The sequence below is a fragment of the Bradyrhizobium sp. NP1 genome, assembly GCF_030378205.1.
Lineage (GTDB): Bacteria > Pseudomonadota > Alphaproteobacteria > Rhizobiales > Xanthobacteraceae > Bradyrhizobium.
The window spans coordinates 4,282,840-4,305,173 of the sequence record NZ_CP127385.1; the positions used below are offsets into that span (position 1 = coordinate 4,282,840).

General features: G+C 65.0%; 30 protein-coding genes. 9 read left to right on the plus strand and 21 right to left on the minus strand.

The window, feature by feature from the left end; all coding sequences use genetic code 11:
* Nucleotides 1–661: 661 nt before the first annotated feature.
* From greA to QOU61_RS20660, 5 genes are all read right to left on the minus strand, one after another.
* On the minus strand, nt 662–1,120 hold the full coding sequence (gene greA / locus QOU61_RS20640; protein ID WP_289653043.1) for a transcription elongation factor GreA: 459 nt from the start codon (nt 1,118–1,120) through the stop codon (nt 662–664).
* 32 nt (nt 1,121–1,152) lie between these two features.
* Nucleotides 1,153–1,962, minus strand: coding sequence for a DUF2066 domain-containing protein (locus QOU61_RS20645; RefSeq protein ID WP_289653044.1), 810 nt, complete (start codon nt 1,960–1,962; stop codon nt 1,153–1,155).
* 411 nt (nt 1,963–2,373) lie between these two features.
* The gene (locus QOU61_RS20650) at nt 2,374–2,664 is read right to left on the minus strand and encodes a copper-binding protein (RefSeq protein WP_289653045.1); all 291 of its coding nucleotides are present in this window, start codon (nt 2,662–2,664) and stop codon (nt 2,374–2,376) included.
* 66 nt (nt 2,665–2,730) lie between these two features.
* Nucleotides 2,731–2,964 (minus strand): hypothetical protein, encoded by a 234-nt coding sequence (locus tag QOU61_RS20655; RefSeq protein ID WP_289653046.1) that lies wholly within the window; start codon nt 2,962–2,964, stop codon nt 2,731–2,733.
* A 95-nt stretch (nt 2,965–3,059) separates the two neighbouring features.
* Nucleotides 3,060–3,962 carry a coiled-coil domain-containing protein gene (locus tag QOU61_RS20660; protein ID WP_289653047.1) on the minus strand — a complete coding sequence of 301 codons (903 nt, stop codon included), beginning with the start codon at nt 3,960–3,962 and terminating at the stop codon, nt 3,060–3,062.
* A 173-nt stretch (nt 3,963–4,135) separates the two neighbouring features.
* On the opposite strand from QOU61_RS20660, the gene QOU61_RS20665 reads away from it, so the two are divergent.
* Nucleotides 4,136–4,471, plus strand: coding sequence for a hypothetical protein (locus tag QOU61_RS20665; RefSeq protein ID WP_289653048.1), 336 nt, complete (start codon nt 4,136–4,138; stop codon nt 4,469–4,471).
* A gap of 17 nt (nt 4,472–4,488) precedes the next feature.
* On the opposite strand, the gene QOU61_RS20670 is transcribed toward QOU61_RS20665, so the two are convergent.
* Nucleotides 4,489–5,325: an HD domain-containing protein gene (locus QOU61_RS20670; protein WP_289653049.1), complete on the minus strand. Its 837-nt coding sequence runs from the start codon at nt 5,323–5,325 to the stop codon at nt 4,489–4,491.
* Between the two features lie 157 nt (nt 5,326–5,482).
* Nucleotides 5,483–5,833 (minus strand): hypothetical protein, encoded by a 351-nt coding sequence (locus tag QOU61_RS20675; RefSeq protein WP_289661630.1) that lies wholly within the window; start codon nt 5,831–5,833, stop codon nt 5,483–5,485.
* 235 nt (nt 5,834–6,068) lie between these two features.
* Between QOU61_RS20675 and QOU61_RS20680 the strand changes: the two genes are divergently transcribed.
* A complete protein-coding gene (locus QOU61_RS20680) occupies nt 6,069–6,311 on the plus strand; it encodes a hypothetical protein (RefSeq protein WP_289653050.1) in 243 nt (80 codons plus the stop codon).
* Between the two features lie 128 nt (nt 6,312–6,439).
* On the opposite strand, the gene QOU61_RS20685 is transcribed toward QOU61_RS20680, so the two are convergent.
* Nucleotides 6,440–6,625 carry a hypothetical protein gene (locus QOU61_RS20685; RefSeq protein WP_289661632.1) on the minus strand — a complete coding sequence of 62 codons (186 nt, stop codon included), beginning with the start codon at nt 6,623–6,625 and terminating at the stop codon, nt 6,440–6,442.
* A 275-nt stretch (nt 6,626–6,900) separates the two neighbouring features.
* On the opposite strand from QOU61_RS20685, the gene QOU61_RS20690 reads away from it, so the two are divergent.
* Nucleotides 6,901–7,293 (plus strand): hypothetical protein, encoded by a 393-nt coding sequence (locus QOU61_RS20690; RefSeq protein WP_289653051.1) that lies wholly within the window; start codon nt 6,901–6,903, stop codon nt 7,291–7,293.
* Nucleotides 7,294–7,475: 182 nt separating this feature from the next.
* On the opposite strand, the gene QOU61_RS20695 is transcribed toward QOU61_RS20690, so the two are convergent.
* Nucleotides 7,476–8,066, minus strand: a complete 591-nt coding sequence (locus tag QOU61_RS20695) for an NADPH-dependent FMN reductase (protein WP_289653052.1) — start codon at nt 8,064–8,066, stop codon at nt 7,476–7,478.
* On the minus strand, nt 8,063–8,833 hold the full coding sequence (locus QOU61_RS20700; protein WP_289653053.1) for a helix-turn-helix transcriptional regulator: 771 nt from the start codon (nt 8,831–8,833) through the stop codon (nt 8,063–8,065). The genes QOU61_RS20695 and QOU61_RS20700 overlap by 4 nt, the downstream gene beginning before the upstream one ends.
* Before the next feature lie 120 nt (nt 8,834–8,953).
* On the opposite strand from QOU61_RS20700, the gene QOU61_RS20705 reads away from it, so the two are divergent.
* The 3 genes from QOU61_RS20705 to QOU61_RS20715 all read left to right on the plus strand — a co-directional run bounded on the left by QOU61_RS20705 (nt 8,954) and on the right by QOU61_RS20715 (nt 11,337).
* The gene (locus tag QOU61_RS20705) at nt 8,954–9,817 is read left to right on the plus strand and encodes a nitroreductase family protein (RefSeq protein ID WP_289653054.1); all 864 of its coding nucleotides are present in this window, start codon (nt 8,954–8,956) and stop codon (nt 9,815–9,817) included.
* A 68-nt stretch (nt 9,818–9,885) separates the two neighbouring features.
* On the plus strand, nt 9,886–10,827 hold the full coding sequence (locus tag QOU61_RS20710; RefSeq protein WP_289653055.1) for an alpha/beta hydrolase: 942 nt from the start codon (nt 9,886–9,888) through the stop codon (nt 10,825–10,827).
* 51 nt (nt 10,828–10,878) lie between these two features.
* Nucleotides 10,879–11,337, plus strand: a complete 459-nt coding sequence (locus QOU61_RS20715; protein WP_289653056.1) for a hypothetical protein — start codon at nt 10,879–10,881, stop codon at nt 11,335–11,337.
* 38 nt (nt 11,338–11,375) lie between these two features.
* On the opposite strand, the gene abc-f is transcribed toward QOU61_RS20715, so the two are convergent.
* From abc-f to QOU61_RS20750, 7 genes are all read right to left on the minus strand, one after another.
* A complete protein-coding gene (gene abc-f, locus QOU61_RS20720) occupies nt 11,376–12,998 on the minus strand; it encodes a ribosomal protection-like ABC-F family protein (RefSeq protein WP_289653057.1) in 1,623 nt (540 codons plus the stop codon).
* Nucleotides 12,999–13,170: 172 nt separating this feature from the next.
* Nucleotides 13,171–13,320: a hypothetical protein gene (locus tag QOU61_RS20725; RefSeq protein ID WP_289653058.1), complete on the minus strand. Its 150-nt coding sequence runs from the start codon at nt 13,318–13,320 to the stop codon at nt 13,171–13,173.
* Between the two features lie 94 nt (nt 13,321–13,414).
* The gene (locus tag QOU61_RS20730) at nt 13,415–13,783 is read right to left on the minus strand and encodes a hypothetical protein (protein ID WP_354142459.1); all 369 of its coding nucleotides are present in this window, start codon (nt 13,781–13,783) and stop codon (nt 13,415–13,417) included.
* A gap of 212 nt (nt 13,784–13,995) precedes the next feature.
* A complete protein-coding gene (locus tag QOU61_RS20735) occupies nt 13,996–14,820 on the minus strand; it encodes a tetratricopeptide repeat protein (RefSeq protein ID WP_289653059.1) in 825 nt (274 codons plus the stop codon).
* A 76-nt stretch (nt 14,821–14,896) separates the two neighbouring features.
* Nucleotides 14,897–15,583: a substrate-binding domain-containing protein gene (locus tag QOU61_RS20740; RefSeq protein WP_289653060.1), complete on the minus strand. Its 687-nt coding sequence runs from the start codon at nt 15,581–15,583 to the stop codon at nt 14,897–14,899.
* Between the two features lies 1 nt (nt 15,584).
* Entirely contained in the window at nt 15,585–16,289 is a 705-nt protein-coding gene (locus QOU61_RS20745) for a GrlR family regulatory protein (RefSeq protein WP_289653061.1), read from the minus strand.
* 282 nt (nt 16,290–16,571) lie between these two features.
* Complete coding sequence (locus QOU61_RS20750) at nt 16,572–17,606, minus strand: glutamine synthetase beta-grasp domain-containing protein (protein WP_289653062.1); 1,035 nt, start codon at nt 17,604–17,606, stop codon at nt 16,572–16,574.
* Between the two features lie 554 nt (nt 17,607–18,160).
* On the opposite strand from QOU61_RS20750, the gene QOU61_RS20755 reads away from it, so the two are divergent.
* Nucleotides 18,161–18,385, plus strand: coding sequence for a DUF2735 domain-containing protein (locus QOU61_RS20755; protein WP_289653063.1), 225 nt, complete (start codon nt 18,161–18,163; stop codon nt 18,383–18,385).
* Between the two features lie 114 nt (nt 18,386–18,499).
* On the opposite strand, the gene QOU61_RS20760 is transcribed toward QOU61_RS20755, so the two are convergent.
* Nucleotides 18,500–18,811, minus strand: coding sequence for an MliC family protein (locus QOU61_RS20760; RefSeq protein WP_289653064.1), 312 nt, complete (start codon nt 18,809–18,811; stop codon nt 18,500–18,502).
* A gap of 83 nt (nt 18,812–18,894) precedes the next feature.
* Between QOU61_RS20760 and QOU61_RS20765 the strand changes: the two genes are divergently transcribed.
* Nucleotides 18,895–19,641, plus strand: coding sequence for a tyrosine-protein phosphatase (locus QOU61_RS20765; RefSeq protein ID WP_289653065.1), 747 nt, complete (start codon nt 18,895–18,897; stop codon nt 19,639–19,641).
* A 9-nt stretch (nt 19,642–19,650) separates the two neighbouring features.
* Here QOU61_RS20765 and QOU61_RS20770 read toward each other — a convergent pair whose 3' ends face one another.
* Entirely contained in the window at nt 19,651–19,848 is a 198-nt protein-coding gene (locus QOU61_RS20770; RefSeq protein WP_130579548.1) for a hypothetical protein, read from the minus strand.
* A gap of 98 nt (nt 19,849–19,946) precedes the next feature.
* A complete protein-coding gene (locus QOU61_RS20775) occupies nt 19,947–20,660 on the minus strand; it encodes an SGNH/GDSL hydrolase family protein (protein WP_289653066.1) in 714 nt (237 codons plus the stop codon).
* 129 nt (nt 20,661–20,789) lie between these two features.
* Between QOU61_RS20775 and fabG the strand changes: the two genes are divergently transcribed.
* Entirely contained in the window at nt 20,790–21,470 is a 681-nt protein-coding gene (fabG, locus tag QOU61_RS20780; protein ID WP_289653067.1) for a 3-oxoacyl-ACP reductase FabG, read from the plus strand.
* A gap of 26 nt (nt 21,471–21,496) precedes the next feature.
* On the opposite strand, the gene QOU61_RS20785 is transcribed toward fabG, so the two are convergent.
* Nucleotides 21,497–22,201: a GrlR family regulatory protein gene (locus tag QOU61_RS20785; protein ID WP_289653068.1), complete on the minus strand. Its 705-nt coding sequence runs from the start codon at nt 22,199–22,201 to the stop codon at nt 21,497–21,499.
* Nucleotides 22,202–22,334 lie beyond the last annotated feature (133 nt).

Sequence of the window (22,334 nt, forward strand, 5' to 3'; positions counted from 1 at the left end):
GATTTGCCCGACGGGCAAATCAGCGAAATCTCTGTCCAGCCCTGCCCGAAAAAATAATCTGCTTGAGCCGTCGGGCAAATCAGTGGCTTTGATCGGCGCGTCCCGTGCCCGATCAAGAGGGGCGCTTCGCGATCGTCACGAGTGTTGGGCGCGGGATGCGATGGACGCGGGCGGTATCGCAAGACGAACGATGCTGACGCGGACGGCGAAGTCGTGTGGTCCTGATATCCCGACGCTGATATCAAGCCTGTGACATCTTCGCAGGCGACGGTGGCAAGAAAGCCCGGTCACCGGGGAGAGCACGAAGGAAGCCGTAAAACCATCGCGCAGGGAATGCCGTGATGTTGCGGCGTACCTGTGGTGACTAACTCGTGTGCTTTCTTCATTCGCACGCGAGGCTGCGGGTGCGCACCGCGCATCCGGCATTCCCTGCGCCCTCTGTTGTCAGAGGGACACCAATTTCGCAAGACCCGGGCGGAGCAAGCCGCGGGAAGGCGAACGCACGCTCCTCTTGCCGTCATGCCCCGCGCATGCGGGCATCCAGTACGCTGCGGCCTGTCGGACCAAATGCTGACGCCTCTGGAATACTGGATCGCCCGGCCAAGCCGGGCGATGACACCGTGGAATGGGCTGTTTGAAAATTGAATCAGTCGCTTTGCCGCTATGCGATCGCCGTGATCTCGGCGTCGTCCTTGCCCGCCCGCACCGTGTCGCCGATGCGCTTGCCGAGCAGCGACTGCGCAAGCGGCGAGACATAGGAGATCGACCCCTTGGCCGGATCGGCCTCGTCCTCGCCGACGATGCGGAAGGTCTGCTGCCGCCCGTCCTCCCGGACGATCGTGACGGCATGGCCGAACTGAACGACGGTCGCATCCGGCGCCGGCGCGCGGAGCTGTGCGGTGGCGCGGCGCGCGTTCCAGTAATGCAGATCGCGTCTCGCCGCAGCCAGCGCCTCACGATCGGACGCCGCCTGGGCTTCGCCGTAGGCCTGGCGCGCCGCAGCCAGCGCCTCGTCGATCATGGCCAACCCCCGTTCGGTGACGAGGTTGGCGTGTTCCGAGACCGGGCGGTCCGGAAGCGCTTCCACATAGTCGTCTTCGTTGGTAAAGGCTCGGCTCATGATGGTCACATAGGTATCGACGGGCGGTCATCCTACCCCGGTTCGCCGTTGCCGGACAGGACTTGCGCGGCGCCGCCGATCGCGCGCCGGAACACCTCGTCGAAGGTTTCGGCGCGAAGCGGCCAGCGATGGACGCGGCCCTGCTCCTCGAGCCGCCATTCCGCGATCCAGCCGAGCGCATTGTCGTCCCACGTCAGGTGTCCGACCAGCGTGGCATCGCCGCCATGCGTGGAGGCGAGCATGGCCAGCGCCGCAGGCGGGATCGCTTGGGCCGCCGTATCGACCTTCGCTTTCGAAAGCATGGCTTCGTCCGGAAGCAGGACACGCATGCCGCGCCTGGCCGCGGCAGCGAGCAGCGCCTGGCGCTGCAGTTCGGATTGCTTCGCATCCGCAGTGACGATGAATTGCCGCGGGCCCTGTTCCATCGTGACGACGGCCAGCAGGCCCGGCCTCGACAGCCAGGGCCTCAGCCCGAGCGATGCCAGCAGTTCGTCGATCCTCTGCGCGTCGAAGTCGACGATCAGGAAGAACGAGCGGTCGCGCGTGCCCTGCTCGTCGTTCTTGGGCTTGCCGGATTTCTCGTCGCGATAATCGAAGGCCTCGACGAAATCCTTCGCGCGCGCCTTGTAGGGCGCAAGCCGCGGATCGCCGGCAAGCTGGAGCGCGCCGGAGCGCTTGATCAGCACGTCCTCGAGACAGGCTGCAAAGCCATTGAGACGGTTCGCCTCGCCCTGGCCGGTGACGATGGTCTGCGCGCGGTGGAGATCGTCAGCTTCGGTTGCGAGCGTGGCACGAGAGCAGGCGAGCACGAGGGCAAACGCGACGACGATGACGCGAGCCACGCGTTCGAGATCGCACCGGCCTCCGGGCGCGGGCCTGTTCCCGGGTTCCCCATGCACGAGAGATTGTCGCACGCCTTTCGATCCCGCTTGACAGGCCGCCACGCGAGGAGGAGCATCGCATGGTCGGCCGGTGACGACCAGCCATCCGGCGGCAAATCCGCACGGAAAGGAGGTTTTGATGAGTCCACCTCCGCAAAGACCGCCGCGCAGTGCGAGGGAACACGTTCGGGCCACCGCATAGCGGCAACCCCACGGACGGAACGCCGGGCAAAGGCTAAGTGGGCCGCATCAGTGAGGCATGGCCCCTTGCCTTCCCGGCGCTGTCGTTTCTGCCACGCCGTATCCGGCACTTTCCAGGTCAAGCAGTCGGGGTTTCGCGTAGGATCGTCGATGAGCCGGATTCGCCGAGCTTTATTGCTTTTGCAGCTTGGTGATCGTCTTGCCGTTCTCGCCGGTGGAGAAGGTCACGCGGTTGCCGGCATGGACCGCATCGAGCATCGCGCCATCCTGCACCTTGAACTCTTCGGTCGGACCGCCGCTCGCAGCGCCCACGGTGCCGTCCTGCGTGCGCTGAATCGCAATCGTGCTGTTGAGCCGATCGATCTTCATGATCGTTCCCGTCGCCTGCTGCTGCGCGGCAACCGCCGACAGGCCGAGGCCGATCGCGACAGTGCTCGCCAGAATGATCGTAGCTGTCCTCATCGGTTCCTCCGAATTTCGAGACTCGGTGACAAGACGCGGCGGGGCGAATTGGTTCCCGCGGAACCGTTAAAATTCCAATTTGTCAGGCACGCTGCCGAATTTGCGCAGCACCGTCGTCGATGTCTCGGGGTAGCCGGTGCGAACGAAGGCGACGGCGCCGGCATGGCCAAAGATCTTCCAGTAACCCTTGGCGCGCTCGATCGCGGCAGCCGGGGTCGCACATTTGAATGCCTCGCCTGCGACAAGGCCCTTCTCCGTCAGATCGATCGGCACCGCAATGAACTGGGCGATTTCTCCCACCGCTGCGCCCTCCCTGGTTTCTGCTCAGTCAACGCCAATGACCGGCGGGCGTTTTGATGCAGATCAACCGCTTTTGCAAGCAGCACCGTGGCCACTCAGGCGACGCTCGCGCGAGCGCCCTCCTGGTCGTCGGCGGCGAGCGCGTCGAGATCGACAAGCTGGGCGTCGTCAGGCGCCTCGCCCTGGGCCTCGCTGCCGTGGACATGCATCAGCGTCTGCACGCGCCGTGCGTTGAGATAGTCGACATGCTGGTGGCGCAGCGCAGTCGGCAGCAGCGCGGTCGGCAGCGCGACCACCGTGAACGCCCCGGCCTTGCGCACCTCGCTGCCCTCGCGCCAAAGCAGCGGATTGAGCGTGTAGATCATCTGCCGCTCGATCTCGGGGGACGGCGCGCGATGATCCTCATCCGGCGCGGCCAGTGCCCTGTTGGCGTTCCCGGCGCGGGTGCGCACCGCAAGCGCCCGCAGTTCCCAGCAGATCAGGTCCGCCGCCGAAAGCACTTCCCGCCGCATCGCTTCCACATTGCCGGCAAAGCGGGTCGCTTCCGCCACCGAGGCGACGCCGTTGCTCACCGCGCCAACCAGCGCCGAGGCGCCGGCGCCGAACTGCGGCACCGCCTGTTCGATCGCCACGGCCAGCGCCTCGATCTGGTCGGCCGCGAGCTGGCGATCGCGCTGCGCCGTCGCCTCGATGAGCGCGCGCTCGGCTGCAACGATCTGCTCGTCGAGCTCCGCAAGCTCCGCTCGCAGCGTCTTGGCACGCTCCTCGACCTCGCGCAGCGTCGCTTCCGCCTGCGCGAGCCGGCTGGTCGCGGCGCCCGCCACCGCCAGCCGTTCCGCCGCGGCGCGCTTGTCGGTAAGCAGCGCCTCCGCCGCACCAGCGCGGGCCGCGAGCTTGCCGCGCTCGACCTGCTTGCTCTTCAAGGCACGTTCGAAGCGCTCGACCGGGCTGAGTTCACGCTTGAAAAACGGGCTGAGTTCACGCTTGAAAAATGCCATGCCATCTCCTCGTGGCTCGATTGGCTCTCCGAATCAGCCAGACGGTATATTGCCAGTGTACCCGAAAAACTTGGCTCAGATTGCGGCCCGGCCCGCGGCCACGGGCGGTATCCCCTCATCCCCGGACGGTATGAACCGGCGCACCGCCGCCCGCGAACGGCTATTGGAGCGGGTTGCCGCAGCTCGGGCCCGATGGCCAGGTCCGGCAATGCGTGCTGGTCGCCCTGCGCCAGCGCACCGGCTCCGACGGCCGGGTCAATACGCGGCTCTCGGTGAACATCAGCCGCGGCAGCGGGCTCACCTTCCTGATCCAGGACGACGGCCTGCCGACCGAGCAGCCGACCGATCCGAACGCCTCGGCGCTGCCGGCGCCGCGGCCGCGCTCACCGAAGATCGCCGTGACGCCGGCCGGCCCGCCCGGGGTCGAGGACAAGCAGAAGATCGAGGGCTGGGATGCGTCCGAGCTGCGCAACCGCAACGGCATCGCGTCCGAGCCGGCCGGGCAGTGATGCGGCGCCTCGCGCGGTCAGCGTTGCGGACCGGACAGCGCGATGTCGCGCTCGGCGCGGAACACGTTGCCGTAGAGGTTGGCGATCCACTGCCGTCCCCTCGACGTCATGTTGAGGTAGCCGATCTCGGTCTGGATATGCGGCGCCACGCTGTCCCAGTAGAACTGGGGATAGCGGTTGACGATATCGGCCGGCGATTCATAGCCGAGCTGGCGGTTGACACCGACCTCCTCAAACTCGTGGTAGAGCGCATTGGCCTTGCGCAAGTAGTTGGGGTCACCGAGCTGGCCGATGAAATCGGCGGCGCGGACGATCGAGGCCTCTGCGTCGTGGCGCTGGCCCGTCAGCGGCGGGAAACGCGTGCCCTCGATCGCGTCGGCAATGCGCTGCCGGTCGAGCAGCGCGATGTGCTCGATCCGCCGCATCACGTAGAGTTTGGAGCGATCGACATGGTGGTGCATCAGACCGGCGTCGGATGCGCCGCGCGGCAGGCTGATCTTGGTGCCGGCCGCATCGATCAGAAAGCCGTCGGGGCCGTCTTCCTGGAAAAGCCCGCGCACATAGCCGATGTCGTGGGCAAGGCAGGCGATGATCACATGCGCGTAGTCGTCCGCCGTGATGTGGGTGTGCAACGCCCGGCCGCGCAGGATGTCGTGCCCCGCCAGTGTGACGAGCAGCGTATGCTCGACATTATGGTAAAGCGCATCGCTGTTGCCGATGCATTCGAGAGCAAGCCGCGCCGCCGCGGGAACGATCTCCACGAGCTGCCCCTGCGACGATCCGAAGCGACGTCGCATATAGGAGCCGAGAAATTCCTCCAGGGCGTTTGCCGCAAGCTCCGGTAACGTCATCATGGTTGCCTCCCCCGCCTGCGACGACCAGCGACAGCTCCTGATTTTCGTTTTGTTTTTCCGGTTCGCTTGTTGTTGACGCGCTGCGAGCATAGCCCATCGGCCTTCGGTGACCAAACCGGAAGACGCGTGGAAAACAGAAATATATTGCCGTGCGTTGCTAGCGCTGCGGCACCGGCATCGGCGGACGCGGCGATGAACGTGGTGTACCAGCCGCCGGTTTGGCCGAGGCAGCGCGTGACCGGCCGCGCGGCGCTTCGTCAACGGATTCGAGATAGGAGGTCAGCGCCCAGGCCGAACTTGAATTGCTCGCATAATGCTGCTGCAAGAAAAGAAACAACGTCAGGCTGAAGCGGCCCTTGGCAAGCCCGCGCGCGCTGCTGTGACACGCCGCGCAACCTTCGGCAAACAGCTTCGGCGCGGATTTTCCCGCATCGAGATTCTGGGCCGATGCCGTCGCAAATGGCCCCGAGACGGCGCCAAGAACGAGCAGGCCGCATGCCACGGCCATCCAACGCTGCACGATCGCCCCCAATGTCCTCAACGATGCCCCGCACCCACCTATAAGCAATAAATTCGCAAAGCCTGTCAAAAAGGAGGCAAGGCGCTGATGTCCCTGATGACAAGCGCTGTCGGCAGATTTCTCGCTTCATTAAGGACGTCGTCGGCCTGCCGGCACGGCAAAAAATCGCCAAAATCTGGAAAGAAGCCAGCTTGCAAATCCTTCAAGCAAGGAGAGCCTGCAAATGCGGATCGCACCCGTGATCGCCGCCGGCTCGGTCGCCTTCCTGACCGTTCTGGCAGCCCCCGTCTCGGCGAAAAATGCCGAGGCTCAAAAGCCGGAGGAAAGGCCGGTTTCGTCGCCTTGCCACGCCTACGAGCCGCAGGCGGACGGATCGTTGAAGGAGATTCCGTGCCAGGAGGTCGGTGCCGGTCGCCAGACGCCGCGCAAGGCCGCCACACATAATACCGATGAGGAAGCGCGCTAGGCGCGGCCCTACAGCGCAGCGGCGTTTGTCAAAGCGAAAAAGAGGGCGGCGGCTCGTCGCCACCGCCTGTCCTGTTCGTTGGCGCAGCCGCAAAGGACGGCGGCCGCGCGAAGATGGGGCTCGACGCGTCAGCTCTGATGCGGCCCTCGCATCATCTTCATGGCGTCCTCGATGTGACGCCATTCCCTGGCCTCCTCCTCCTCGCCCTTGCTCTCGCAGGCCAACGCATTCTGCGCCACGCGGGCGATCGCTTCGGGTCCATGCCGCTCAAACATCTGCCGCGCGATGGTGTGAATTTGCATCTCGGATATCATGTCGCTCTCCAGTACCGCGTCATGCCCGACAGCCAAGGGGCTAGTCTCCCGTCGCCAGGCATCCATTTCCAACCATTCAACCGCCGATCGCGTTCCCCTCACCTCGTCGATTTTGGCTACCCGTCGATCGTGCCGGCGTTCGAACTGGCAGCGTCTCTGCCACAACTGCGAGGCGTCCCCGCGCCGCGCCGGCTCCGGCCTGGCGCCGCAATTGCACTCTCTTCTCGCCGCATTTTTCGGCTACTGCCGATCCGATGAGATCGAAGGCAAGCTCCATGAAAACACTGGTCCCCGCGGCGATCGTGCTGTCGCTCGCCTGTTCCGTCGCACGCGCGGATGAACATCGCGGCGGCGACGCAGCGCTCGGCGCACTCTCGGGTGCCGTGGTGCTAGGCCCGATCGGTGCGGTCGCAGGCGCCGTCGTCGGCTACGCGGCCGGCCCGTCGATCGCCCGCTCCTGGGGTTTTCGCCGATCAGGCGCAAGGAATCGCGCGGGCAAAGCCGCGCCGCAGGAGACGCGCACCTCCAGTCGCGATGTTCGTGACGCGCAAGCCGCGGCACCGCCGACCCAGGCTGCACCACCGCAGGCCCAAGCTGCGCCGGCGCAAGCCGCGCCCGCACCTGCCCCACGCGCATCCACGCTTCCGCCGGTGCAGAGCCTGGAGTGAGCGCTCCGGCCGCCTTGCTAGTGGTGTGGATTTGACATTCGCTGCTCGTCCTAACCACGAGTTGGCAAAGCGAATATCAAATCCAAAACTCCACTAGAAACCTATATTTGCCAGTGGTCCTTTGATTCCAACATTCGCAAACATGCTTCTCAAAACGGGATGCGAATGTTCGAATCGGACCCCTAGTAGGGCGGCTTCCGTCTAGCCCGCTGCTCCCTCGCTGCCTCCACCCACCAGATGAGGTCGTCGGCAAAGCGCGGAAATGACCTCTCCAGCGCCTTGCCCGCCTCCCCGATCGGCTTGCCCTCCGGCGACAGCGTCTGCGCGATCGGCCCGGCCGCGATGGTGCTGGAGACCACCACCATCCCCATCTCCGAGAGCGTGCCGTGCCACGCGGTCGCCGCTCGCGCCCCGGCAAATCGGCCCGCCGAATAGCTCGCGATCGCCGCGGGACGCCAGAACCACTCCTCAAGAAAATGATCGGTGAGGTTCTTCAACCCCGGCTGGACGCCCCAATTATATTCGCCGGTGATGAAGACGAAGCCATCGGCATCCCGGATCTGGCCGGCGAGTTGCTCCAGCGCCGCGGGTGCAGCGCCCTTCGGATATTCCTTGTACATCCGGTCGAGGATCGGCAGACCGACCGCTTTCGCATCGATGAATGCGACGTCATCGCCGCGCGCACGAAATCCGTCGACGACGAATTGCGCAAGGCGAATGCCCATCCGGTCCGACCGGTAGGAGCCATAGAAAACGAGAAGACGATTGCTCATGAGGACCGCAGCAATTGCCGCAGGTTCGTCACGCCCATGCGGGCATAGGCGCTCTTGCGGTGGGAGATCACCGTGGTTTCGGCGATACCGAGATCGCGCGCGATCTCGGCCGCCGACATGCCGGCCTTGGCGCGGGCCGCGACCTCGCACTCCCGCGCTGTAAGCGCGGGATGACGGTTGCGAAAATGCGCCTCGACTTCGGCAAGGCTGCCGCCCTCATCGCGCGCGAGGCCCCAGTGGCGGTCGACGCAGGCGACGAGGATCGGCAGCAAGGCCGCGGTGCGGTCGAGGTCGCGCTCCGAGAAGCAACCGCTGTCGCGGCTGCGGTAGACGCTGACTGACAGCGACGCCCCTGAGCGGGTTCGCACATAGGAGAAGCGGTCGGCGATGCCGGTGCGGTCATAGCAGGCGCGGCGATAGGCGGGGAAACGGATCTCTGACGCGGCCTGGTAGGTCAGATGCGCCGCGGGCGAGACGTCCGACATCAGCGTGAAATTCACGTCGCTGGCGTAGTAGCTCATATAACCGCAAAGCGCACGCTGCGCGTTATGCTCGCCCGTCGTGGTCGCAGTCCCCACCAGTTTGGGGGCACCGGAGCGCGCGAGCGAGAATACGGATACGAAATCCGCCCCGACGCTTCGCCGGCAGAAATCGAGCAGGCTGTCGATGAACCCGGCAGTGCCGGCGTCGCGCACCAGTCCCGCCAGCGCCGCCGGCGAGACCTTCACGTCACCATCGCAAGGCATGAATGGGCGAACGTGATACATCCCTGCTCCTCCCTTGCCGCGTCATCGCGCCTTGCTTGCACTCCTCAGATCTGAGGAGTGTGGCGCCATTGCCCTGCCCCTATACTAATCGCTTCACGGGCATCGGGTCGAGGTTTGCAAATGCCGGATCAGCCGCTTTTTCAGGACGTCATTCGCCGCCGCCGCAGCGTGAGGAAATTCGAGCCGGGCCGCCGCATCGGCCGGGACGCGCTGTCCCGCATCGTCGATTGCGGCCGCTGGGCGCCGTCCGGCGCCAACGTGCAGTGCTGGGATTTCGTCGTCGTCGACGACCCCGCGGTGCGCGACAAGGTGATGGCGGTGTTCCTGCGCCAGGCGCAGCGGCTGGTCGATCATGCCAAGGGCTTCCCGGCGGTCAAGAAAACCTACCTCGCCAATACCGTCGCCATCGTGCTGGTGATCGGCGACCCGCGCTGGAAGGCCTGCTTCCCGCAGGCGACCACCCCGGAATTCGATGCCGAATACCGCACCAATAACGAGGCGATCTTCCTGTGCTCGCTCGGCGCGGCAATCCAGAACATCCAGCTTGGGGTCGCCGCCGAAGGCTTGACCTCGGCCTGGCTTTCCGGCGGCGGCGAGGACGAGACCAATCGCGAGCTTGCGGAAGTGCTGAATTACCCGAGCTGGATGCGGGCCTATGGCACGATCCCGATCGGCTTTCCCGCGGTCGACCAGAACCGCCGTTACCGGCGGCCACTGGAGCAGGTGCTGCACTGGAACAGCTACGAGCCGCGCCAATACCGGCAGCATGCGCTCGTCGACTTCTACGAAAGCACGCTGCGGCCCTTCGCGATGTATCGCGAGGAGGAATCGATGGACACCTGGCCCGACCGCGACGAGATGCTCGGCGACTGGAAGGACGCGTTTACCACTCCCGTCACCAATCCGGCGGGTACGCTCGAGCCGGAAGCGGATTTCTCGAAACCCCGCGTGATCGGCCAGGCTACGAAGCGGCGGAAGACCTGACACGCGCCAGCACCGCTTGACGGCATGCATGCGCCTCCCCTAACTCGGACCGCACGAGGGGGGAGTCCATGAGCCGTGAAAAGACCGACCGGCGCGCGTTTCTCGCGGCCGGGCTTGTGGGCGGCGCGGCCCTGATCTCCGGCGCGAAGGCGGATACGGCAAAAGCCTATCGCGACTACACCCAGGCCGAGCTCGACGCGTCGATGGACCAGACGCGGTGGGCGCCCAACATGCACGCCGTTCTCGAAAAGTGGAAACCGCAGAGCGAGAAGGCACGACAGACCTTGACGTCGCGCTCGGTGGCGTATGGGGCTGCGCAATACCAGGAGGTCGAGGTTTTTCCGTCCCGCGACGGCGCCCCGATCGTGTTCTTCATCCATGGCGGCGAATGGAAGCGGCCCGGCAACGACACCAGCGCCTTTCCGGCATTGTCGCTGGTCCCCGCCGGCTGCGCCTTCGTCAATGTCGGCTTTCGTGCTGCGCCGCAGTTCAAGCTGACCGACATGGCCGACGACGTGCGCCAGGCATTGATCTGGACCTACCGCAACGCGTCCTCCTTCGGCGGCGATTCCGGCAAAATCTTCGTTGTCGGCCACTCCTCGGGCGCGCATCTCGGCGGAGTGATGCTGACGACCGACTGGAAGGCGCACGGCCTGCCCGGCAATCCGATCCGCGGCGCCGTGCTGTTCAGCGGCCTCTACGACCTCGAACCAGTGTTGATCAGCATGCGCCGCGAGTGGGTAAAGCTCTCGCCGGACGAGGCGCTTGCGCTGAGCCCGGTGCGTCACGTCGCTGGCGTGACGACGCCGACAATCGTCGCCTGCGGCGCGAATGATTCGCCGGAATTTCGTCGGCAATCCCAGGAATTCGGCACCGCCCTCGCGTCGCGATCCGCCGGCTGCCGCTTTGTGCAGGCACCTGACCTCAACCATTTCGAGGTTCCGCAAACCTTTGTCGACGCTGATGGGGTTGCGACCAAGGTCGTGCTGGAGCAGATCGGCAAGGCGTAAGTCGGGCGTTCGTTGTTCGAACCGACCGGGCGGCCGGGCCGACCAACGGCCATGACGCCCGAAGAACGAGCCGCAGAAGTCACCGAGATCATCGCCAGCGCAGCGACGCTGCCGCTGAAGGACGCGGCTTATTCGCTTTGGCGTTCCCGTTATCGGCTTGATACGCTGGAGGACCGGCCGACCGCAGACGAAGTACGCATCAACCGTGCGCTGTCACCGGCCGCACTCTCGGCCAAAATCAGATACGAACACGATCACGCCCAGGATGGACCTGCCTTCGTCCATATGAAGCGGGCATTTCCCGACGCGAGCGACGACACGATCAAGCAAGCCGTCATCGCTGCGGTGAAGTTCGAGGACGCCTGCGAGAAATATTTCTTACAGGACAACAAGGTGGATTACTGGGAGCGCTGCGTGCGCGCGGTCGGTTGTGCGCGCAAGGAAAACCCCGGTTATCTCGAAAGCACCTATCAAGCAGCATGCAACAATGTTGCCTATGACTGGAAGTAGCGGCCGCAAGGCCTGCAGCCAGGGCGGAACAGCCCAGTTCAGCTCCGCAAGCCTGGCGCCTCCTGGCCGGTGCGCGCGACATATTCGGTATAGCCGCCGCCATATTGATGGACGCCCTCGGGCGTCAACTCCAGCACGCGGTTGGACAAGGCGGCGAGGAAATGCCGGTCGTGCGAGACGAACAGCATGGTGCCCTCATAGTTCGCGAGCGCCGCGATCAGCATCTCCTTGGTCGCCATGTCGAGGTGGTTGGTCGGCTCGTCAAGCACCAGGAAATTCGGCGGGTCAAACAGCATCTTCGCCATGACCAGCCGCGCCTTCTCGCCGCCGGACAGCACCCGGCACTTCTTCTCGACGTCGTCGCCGGAGAAACCGAAGCAGCCGGCGAGCGCGCGGAGCGAGCCCTGGCCTGCGAGCGGAAACGCATCCTCGAGCGACTGGAACACGGTGCGCTCGCCGTCCAGCAGGTCCATGGCGTGCTGCGCGAAGTAGCCCATCTTGACGCTGCCGCCGACCGCCACAGCGCCGTCGTCCGGCTCGGTCGAGCCTGCAACAAGCTTCAGCAAGGTAGATTTGCCCGCGCCGTTGACGCCCATCACGCACCAGCGCTCACGCCGTCGCACCTGGAAATCAAAGGATTCGTAGATGAGCCTCGTGCCATATCCCTTGCGCACGCGCTTGAGGCTGACGACATCCTCGCCCGAGCGAGGCGCCGGCTGGAACTCGAAAGCGACCGTCTGGCGCCGGCGCGGCGGCTCGACGCGTTCGATCTTTTCCAGCTTCTTGACACGGCTCTGCACCTGCGCCGCGTGCGAAGCACGCGCCTTGAAGCGCTCGATGAACTTGATCTCCTTCGCCAGCATCGCCTGCTGGCGTTCGAACTGCGCCTGCTGCTGCTTCTCGCTCAGCGCGCGTTGCTGCTGATAGAATTCGTAGTCTCCGGAATAGGTGGTGAGCGCTCCTCCGTCGATCTCGATGACCTTGTTGACGATGCGATTCATGAACTCGCGGTCGTGCGAGGTCATCAGCAATGCACCTTCGTAGCCCTTCAGGAACTGCTCGAGCCAGATCAGGCTTTCGAGGTCGAGATGGTTGCTCGGCTCGTCGAGCAGCATGACGTCGGGCCGCATCAGAAGGATGCGCGCCAGCGCCACCCGCATCTTCCAGCCGCCGGAGAGCGCGCCGACGTCGCCATCCATCATCTCCTGGCTGAAGCTCAGGCCCGCGAGCACTTCGCGCGCCCTGGTGTCCAGCGCATATCCGTCCAGCTCCTCGAAGCGCGCCTGCACCTCGCCGTAGCGCGCGATGATCGCGTCCATGTCGTCGGCACGATCGGGGTCGGCCATGGCGGCCTCGAGGTCCCTCAACTCGGAGGCCACCGCACTGACCGGGCCTGCGCCATCCATCACCTCGGCGACCGCGCTGCGGCCCGCCATTTCGCCGACGTCCTGGCTGAAATAGCCGATGCTGACACCGCGATCGACAGCGACCTGGCCCTCGTCGGGCTGGTCCGTCCCCGTCACCATGCGAAACAGCGTGGTCTTGCCGGCGCCGTTCGGGCCGACGAGGCCGGCCTTTTCGCCCTTCTGGAGTGCGGCGGAGGCCTCGATAAAGAGAATCTGGTGGCCGTGTTGCTTGCTGACATTGTCGAGACGGATCATGGGCGCCTGAAAAACCGGAAAATCGTTGCGCCGCTCTTATTCGATGTGGCGCGCCGGTGGAAGGGCGCAGGTGCAGGAACCTGTCGGGCCGCACGCAATGTCAGACGTTGCATGAAATGGCGGCGTCCCATCGCGCTCAGGGAATGGGTGTGCCGCGCCCCGCTCGGGGCCGTCAGTGCCGCTTGAAATATTGCACGGCGCGCTCATGCTTCTCGGCGGCCCCGCGCGAGTTGAAGGTGCCGAGATTGCGGCGCCTGCCGGTCTTCGGGTTCACCTTCCGTGAATAGAGCCGATACTTCCCGGATGACAGCTTGCGGATCATGGAACGGCCTCCCTGGCAGCCCCTGATAACAATGGCGACGAGGCGGCTCGGTTCCGGCGACTGCCGCGATCGTTCGAAATCCCTGGCTACAGCCCTACCGCTTGCCTTGCGGCGAAAAGACCTGATCCCCGAACGGCTGGTCGGCCGGCTGCCGCATCACGATGAAGGATCGCCCCATCGCGGCGTGGCAGGAATTGCAGCCGTCGGTCAGTTCGCCATAGGCTTTCGCGAAGCGCCGGCCGTCTTTGGCCTCGATCGCACCAGCCAGCGCCTGCAACGGCGCCGCCAGCGTCGTCACATTGCTCGCGGGGATGCCGGAATAGAGCTGCGCGGCTTCTACCAGGCCGCCCTTGAGCTGGCCCAGTTCGAACGCAGCAAGCGCCCAATTGGCCGCCTTGCCTGCGTACCAGAGCTTGGTATGGCGCATCTGGGCGGTGTCCATGATGTCGCCGAGTCGGGGCACATATTGATCACTCGAGGATGCTCCCGGCCCGGTTTGGGCCGCAACAAGAGATATGGATGACGCGGCGACGCACGCCGTGAGCAAAACCGCGAAACGTCGATAGCTCATTTCCATGCCTTGCCTGCTTGTGATGCCAGTCATTCCGTAGCGCAATCCACGACAATCGATTTGCGTTTGATCAAGGCGCGCCCGCCAGCAACCTTTTCTCCGAACTAGAAGCAGAGATTGGTGACGACATTGCCGCGCTTGTCCTTGATCGCATAGGGACAGCGCAGCCGCTCCAGCGCCTTCTTGGCATCCTCGTCGCCAAGCGCCGCCGCGCGCTCGTAATAGGACTTGGCGGCGGCCGCGTCCTTGGGACCACCCCGCCCCTCCTGGGCGAACGCTCCCATCCGCTCCAGCGCGCCGGCATGGTTCTGCGTGGCGGCCTTCTCGAACAGCGCGCGGGCGCGGACGTCGTCCTTCTCGCCGCCGGTGCCCTCGGCCAGCATCATGCCGAGCTGATACTGCGCTTCCGGGTTGGTCTCGGCGGCCCTCGCCAGGAGATCGCGCGACCGCGCCGGGTCGCCCGGCGCCGTGCCGCCGCCGAGCGCCGCGAGATTGGACACGCCGCGCGGATTGCCGGCTTCCGCCGCGCGCTGAAACAACTGACGCGCCTGGGCCTCGTCCTTTGTCACACCCGCTCCAGTGCCATAGAGCACGCCGAGCTCGACCATCGCCGAGCTCGAACCCTTGTCGGCCGCCTTGCGCCAGGCCGCGATCGCCTCCGGCATCTGGCGGTTCGCTGCATAGGCGCGGCCAAGCTCATACATCGCGCGCCGCGAGCTGCCGGCGGCCTTTTTGCAGAATTTGATCGCGGTCTCGATATCCGACGCCGCGACCTCAGCCACGCCCTTCGCGTCGGCCGGCTTGTCAGGATCGGCGGGATCGGCCGCGAGGCGGTCGCACAGCACGAGTTCGGCCGACTGCGCATGCGCAAGCCTGGGCGCGAGCGCGACAAGCAGCGCGAATGCGGTCAGAGACAGAAGCAGCCTCATGCCCACAACGTGCCGCCGCGCGCGGGCGAATTCAAGGCGCAAATGCCCCGCCGCTTTCCGAAGCTCGTGACACACCTCAAATCGCAGGTACCAGTCCGGTCTCGCGCAGGACAGGCACGACCTCGGGTGATGCGAGGAATTTCAGCAGACGGTCGGCCTGCGCGACCTTCGTAGTCGAAGCCATGCGGCCTGCGGAAAACACCGCCGCGGTCTGCAATTCGAGCGGGATCGGCCCGACGATGTCGACGCCGGCGATCTGCTTCAGCTCGCTGATCTGCTGGACCGCGAGATCGGCCTCGCCGCTGATGAGGCGCTCGGCCGTAAAGCCCTGCGTAACGACGGCGCGGGCGTTGACGTCAGCGGCGATGCCCATGCGCTCGATCAGCTTTGCGAAATAGATGCCGCTGGCGCCGGCTTGCGAATAGGCCACCGCGCGCGCGGCGAGCAGCGCCTTGCGCAGCGCGGTCTCGCTTGTGATATCGGGACGCGAACTGCCGGCCCTGACGGCGATGCCGACATAGGAGCGCGCCAGCTCCACACAGCTTTCGCTTGCCACCTGCCCTTCGGCCGCGAGCTCTTCGAGGCCTTCGCGGGTCAGGATCACGACGTCGGCAGGCTCACCGGCGCGCAGGCGGTCGAGCAGCGCAAGCGTCGGCGCAAAATCGGCATCGATCCGGGCGCCCCCTGCCGCCTGATACTGGCCCGCGAGGCGGCCGGCCGCGCCTTTCAGCGCCAGCGTCGAGAGCACGCGCACGCTGTCCATCTCAAAGGCCCCTCATCAGTTGCAGAGCGGCGGTGAGGCGCAGGCTGCGCTTGCCGGCCAGCGCGGTGGCATCCAGATGCGCGCCCTTCTCGTCATAGGTGCCGGAAAAACCGATGCCGACCTCGTGACCACCGAAAACCGGGTTCGCGCCCCTGGCCGGCGTGTGCTCCTGGTTGAGGATCTGCCCCTTCCAGCGGCCATTCTCCGAAGTGTAGGTCCCGACATAGTAGAAGAACGCATCGCCGCCGAGGATGCGCCCGTCGTTGAGCAGCATCACGCCGGTCAGGCCGCCTTCGACGCCATCGAGCATGCGCAGGTTGATCGCATAGAGCCCGTTGCTGATCCCGCCCTCGCCGACGGCACCCGCGATCGGCATCGCCTGCTCCTCGACCGGCGTCATCACCGACCGGAATAGCGCGCCCGGCAATTCCTTCAGCCGTCCCTCGAAGCGATAGAGTCGGCCGTCGGACCGGCCGCGCGCCAAAAGCGTCGCATCGTCGGTGCCGGCCATGGCGCGGTAATTGGGATCGGGGTTGTGCCGGACCGTCCTGATCTCGATCGCAATCTCGTCGCCGATCTCCTGATAGGTGCCGATATGCGCAAAGGCGGAGTTGCCGCCGAGCATCCTGCCGGCATTGGCATACATCACGCTGCGGCCGACCGCCTCGTCGAGCTGAAACCTGACGGTATAAAAACCTCCGAACAAACCGATGTCCCCGGCTGGCGGTCCGATTTTGACACTCGCGGCCCACTTGGGGAGTTCGTTAGCATGCCGGCCCAAGTCATTGGAAGCACGGTGCGTTCGGCGACTGAGCCAGATCGTCCGTCATCTGTCCGGCGCGTCGCTGCCATGGATCGAATCTGGCCACACCTGCGACCAGCGCTGCGGCAAAAACGCAAATGATCCGCCAGGGCGGTCAAACCCGTGGCGGATCATTCGATCATTGGGACCGGGACGCCAGATCCCGGCCCTCTTGGCCCTCTTGGATCAGGCCGCAGCTTTGGCGCCGGTCGGAACCATCGCGATGGTCTTCAGAACCTGCGACGCGATCTGGTAGGGGTCGCCCTGCGAGTTCGGGCGGCGATCTTCCAGATAGCCCTTGTAGCCGTTGTTGACGAAGGAATGCGGCACACGGATCGAGGCACCGCGATCGGCCACGCCCCAGGAGAAGGTGTCGATCGAGGCGGTCTCGTGCTTGCCGGTCAGGCGCATGTGGTTATCGGGGCCATAGACCGCGATGTGGTCGGCACGAGCACCCTTGAACGCGTCCATCAGCTTCTCGAAATAGTCTTTGCCGCCGACTTCGCGCATGAACTTGGTCGAGAAGTTGCAGTGCATGCCCGAGCCGTTCCAGTCGGTGTCGCCGAGCGGCTTGCAGTGGAATTCGATGTCGACGCCGTACTTCTCGGTGAGGCGCAGCATCAGGTAGCGGGCCATCCACATCTGGTCAGCGGCGGTCTTGGAGCCCTTGCCGAAGATCTGGAATTCCCACTGGCCCTTGGCGACTTCCGCGTTGATGCCCTCGTGGTTGATGCCGGCGGCCAGACAGAGGTCGAGATGCTCTTCGACCATCTTGCGCGCGAAGTCGCCGACATTCTTGTAGCCGACGCCGGTGTAATACGGCCCCTGCGGCGCGGGATAGCCGGAGGCCGGGAAGCCGAGCGGACGGCCGTCCTTGTAGAAGAAATATTCCTGCTCGAAGCCGAACCAGGCGTCGGCATCGTCGAGGATGGTAGCGCGCTTGTTCGAAGGATGCGGCGTCTTGCCGTCGGGCATCATGACTTCGCACATCACCAGCACGCCGTTTGTGCGCGCGCCGTCCGGATACACGGCGACGGGCTTGAGCACACAGTCGGAGCTGTGGCCCTCGGCCTGCATGGTCGATGAGCCGTCGAAGCCCCACAGCGGGAGCTGTTCGAGGGTCGGAAACGAAGCGAATTCCTTGATCTGGGTTTTGCCGCGCAAGTTCGGCGTGGGCGTGTATCCGTCGAGCCAGATATACTCGAGCTTGTACTTCGTCATTGAGCCTCTCTGTATCTAGTCATGCGAAAGATGGGGACCGAATGCCCTGTTCGTTCGCGCAGATGTACCCGGCCACCATCGGCCGGTTCCTCTCAAGCAATTTGGGTGCCAGATCGCTGCGCTGCGGCAGTCATCCACACACGAGAAGTTGTCCGTCCGTCCGCGGCAAAAAGCGCTGTCGCAGGTGCGGCATAGCGGCGCGGCGAGCGCCGCGCCCGCGTGGCCAGATCGCGGATTTAGGTCAGCATTTCAGCCTGTTTCCGCGGCAGTCGGCGTCTTGTCGACGGGCCCGCTCAAACGAGCGGCAACGCGTGCCGGCTTGCGGGCGGGACGGCCCGCCCGATCCGGCAACCCGCCGGCCGGTTCATGCGTTGATCGGCGACGCACTGCCCCACCGAAAGCAACTCGGAAATTGCCTATAAATTATACAGAAACTGATCGGGTTTTGGTCAGGTTGCATCGACGGAGGCAGCGACCGATATCGAAAGAAGTAAACCACACGCGAACGACTCGGGCGCACGATGGGGTCAACGCACCGGGGCAAGGAGAATCCGATGGCCACGAGTCTCAATCAAGGGTCCGCCAAGATCTACCAATTCCCGGCTGGAGGCCGCGCCGGCCTCGGCGGGCGGCGCTACGAGGAGGCGGGCGGCGTAGGCACGACGCGCGTCAACGAGGCGCTGTGCAGCGACAGCTGGTATCACGAGGCGGCGATCCAGGAAGCCAAGTCCCAGCCGACACCCAAGCCGACCAATTCCAAGCCGGTCTGGGAGAGCTGATGGCGATGCTGGACGCGGCTTTGGCGCCGGCATCATGCCGGCCGGTGAACCTCGGGAAATAGAAAGGGCCGAAATCCGTTTCGGCCCTTTTCATTTGCGCCGCCTATCGTCCCCTCAGGCCAGTTGGCATGCGGTGGCCCGGTGCCTCGCATGTCGCATCGTGGCGCCGTCGCGCGTCAGCTTCAGCACCACGCCGCGACCCGTGTAGCGCGATCCCTGGAACGCCGGCCGGCGGGCCAGGGTCACCGGCTGGCCGTCGATCTGCATATAGGCGTTGGTATCGTGCGGATAGAAACCGACGATGAACTGCGTGCCGTCGGCGCAGCGATAGGTGTTGAAGGTCTGGGCGGAGGCGGCCGTCGGGCCGGCCAAAATTCCGGCAAGTGAAGCCGCCATCGCCAAAAATATCGTCTTGCGCCAATTCATCATTGCCCCCTAAAGCTTGGCTGATCGAGACCCTGAACACGCGGTCACGCCGATGCCGTGAGAGCATGGCCAAAGCTCGTTCGATGTCAAACAGTCCCGTCCGTCATCTCCAGCTCGAAGGCGCGAGCAATTTTCGCGACCTCGGCGGCTATGCCGCGCACGACGGTCGCCGGGTGCGCTGGCGACAGATTTTCCGATCCAATCATCTGGGCCACGTCACCGACGCCGATATCACGGTGCTGCGTGCGCTCAAGCTCAAAAGCGCGTTCGACTTCCGCGGGGTCGAGGAGCGCGCCAGCGCGGTGTGCGGCATCCGCGAGATCGCGGTGCATTCGCTGCCGATCGAGCCGACGGTGGTGGCCTCTCTGCGCTCCCGCGCCGCTTCCGGCAGGGCGCTGTCGCCGCGCGATGCCGTCGAGGTGATGCGCGATTCCTACCGCAACTATGTCCGCAACAATACGGTGAGCTTTCGCGCGCTGTTCGCGCATCTGCTGGACGACCAGGCGCCGCTGGTCATCCATTGCAGCGCCGGCAAGGACCGCACCGGCTTTGCCTGCGCGCTGATCCTGCATGCGCTCGGCGTCGGCGAGGCAGCCATCGCTGAAGATTATCTGTTGACCAACCGCTTCTACCGGCGCGATCCCAACGCCAGCACCGATCTGCCCGACGAGGTCAGGCAGGTGCTCGGCTCGGTCGATGCGTCATTTCTCGCCGCCGGCTTCGAGGCGATCACGGAGCTCTACGGCGATCTGGAGAGCTATTTCCTCAATGGCCTCGGCCTCGGCACGGGAGAGCACGCCGAGCTCAGGGCACGCTACCTGGAGGCGTGAGGCGACCGCTCAGGCCGCCGCTTCGAGCTCCGCGTCGAGATCGGCGATCACCTCCTCAAACGCGGAGATCGCCTGCTGGACGGCGGCGATTTGCATCAATTCCCAGCCGCTGACGGGGCCAGCGCGGTTCTGCAGTGCGACGACGAGGTCGCGGCGCTGCTCCTTAAGCTGAACAAGCGGTAAACCGTGATCCGGAAGATTTCCCATAGCTAACCCCTGCCTTGGTCAGAAGCCGCTTGTACCTGAACGATTCTGCAATCCGCTTACAGAACTCGCGAAAATTTTAGCGATCGCGGCCCATCGTTCTAGGTGGCGGGCGCGGATGCGACCGCTTTCAGGATCGTATCGCAAAGTCCTCTGGAGAAGCGCTGCGTGCTCGCGTCGCTCTGGTGCAGCTTGTCCGGATCGGTCGGGTCGAGCATGCGCTCGAACGAAATGTCGTTGTGGACGTGCCAATGCCGCATCAGGGCCCAGCGATGAAACAGGTTGACGCCCGCCCGCTCCGCCTTCTCGGATATCAGCTTCACCATGCGCTCGGAGAGATCCGCCTTGTCATCGAGCAGCATCGCGGTGACGTATTGCGGGTCGATCAGCATGACGTCCATTTTTGCCGGCTCGGCGCACAGCCGCTTCAGCCCCGTCTCGATATCAGCTGCGATGCTGTCGATGTCATAATCCTGGCGGTGGAACACGGCATTGGTGCCGACCTGCCAGATCACCATCGCCGGTTCGAGCGGGAATATGTCGGTGTCGAAGCGAAGCAATTCCTTGTCGGCTTCCTCGCCGCCCCGGCCACGATTGATCACGTCAATCCTGGCATTCCCCGTGGCGCTCCTCAGATACATTTCGAGCCAATGCGGGAAAGGCACGACGTCCGCCCTCCCCGCGGTCGACGACGACCCCATCGCCACGATCCTGACGAGACCGCCGCTGCGGATCGCCGCGGCGAGGCGTGGCAGGGGATATCTCAATCCAATGACATCGTCGGGAAGATCGGCAAAGGCGAAGCCGTCGACCATTTCAGGATTCCGTTTGCTCGCGCTGTCGCATGGCGTGCACCCATCTCGCCGCGAAACGATACGGCATTGCAAATAGAATCCGTCCGACCATAGTTGGCCAACGGGCCTCTCGTGCCCAGGGAGATCATCATGAAGGGAAAAGTCGTTGTCATCACGGGCGCGCTCGGCGCGCTTGGCCAGGTGGTTGCGGCAGAAGCCATGTCGCAGGGTGCTCAGGTCGCCGGCATCGATCACGCTGCCGCACAGGGGTCGTCGGGCGGGGACCGGCTCGAGATCGGCGGCGTCGATCTGTCGGATCCGGTCGCGGCCGGCAAGGCGATCGACGCTGCCGTCGCGCAGTTCGGCCGGCTTGACGCGCTGGTCAATATCGCCGGCGGCTTTGCGTTCGAGACCGTCGCCGACGGTAGTTCAAAAACGTGGGAGCGGATGTATGCGCTCAACGTGCTGACGGCGCTCAATGCGTCGCGGGCGGCGATCCCGCATCTCACCAAATCGGGCGCCGGGCGCATCATCAATATCGGTGCGATCGGCGCGCTGCAGGCTGCCGCCGGGATGGGTCCTTATGCGGCGTCGAAGGCCGGCGTGCACCGGCTGACGGAATCGCTTGCGGCCGAACTGAAGGGACGCGTCACGGTCAACGCCGTATTGCCCTCGACCATCGACACACCGGCCAACCGTGCCGGCATGCCGAACGCCGATTTCTCCAAATGGGTGACCCCAAGGGAACTCGCCAACGTCATCCTGTTCCTGGCGAGCGAGGCCGCAAGCGGCGTCACCGGCGCGCTGATCCCGGTGAGTGGCCGCGTGTAGCCGACCGCGCGGCCTGCGGGCGATGTCTAGGTTGCGGCGAGCTTCTTCAGCACCGCCTTGAAGCGGACGCTGCGCTTGCCGGCGAACGCGGTGGCCTCGCCTTCCGCGCCCTCGTCGGTATAGGTCCCGGAGAAGCCGATGCCGACCTCATGCCCGCCGAACAGCGGACGCTCGCCCCGGCTCGGCGTGTGCTCGCGGTTGACGATCTCGCCCTTCCATTTGCCACCGGCCGCGCTGTAGGCGCCGATATAGTCGAAATAGGCGTCGCCTCCCCTGATCCGCCCGTCGTGGAGCATCATCACGCCGGTATTGCCGCCGTCGAGCCCGTCGAGCATCCGGATGTGGATGGAATAGAGCCCATTGCCGATGCCATCGGGGCCGACCCGGCCGGGCGGCGGCGCGTCGGCATCGTTGATCGGGCTCAGGATGGTCCTGAAGGCGACGCCTGGCAGCGCTTCCGTGCCGCCTTCGGAGTGGACCTCCTCGCCGATGGCGCGGCCCCTGAATGTCATGACGACGTTATCGACGTCGAACATCGGGGTATAGTCCGCATTGTGGTTGTGGCGCGACATCAGCATCTCGGCCACCATCTCGCCGCCCGCTTCCGTATAGTGACCGATGAAGGAGTAGCCGGAATCGCCGCCATAGAGCCTGCCACCCTCGGTCGCGAACATCACTCCGCAACCGGCGCCGCGCACGGTTTCGAACCGGAACTTGTAGAGACCCTTCATCTGCGCTTCGTCGCCCGCAGCATTCGAAAGAATGCAATGTCGCCCGCGCGGATAGCCGCGCGCGTTGCCCGTTCTGCCTGTCGTCTTGTCCCAGGCGCAGCATAGCCGGTCCGGCGGGTTTCAATCAAACGCT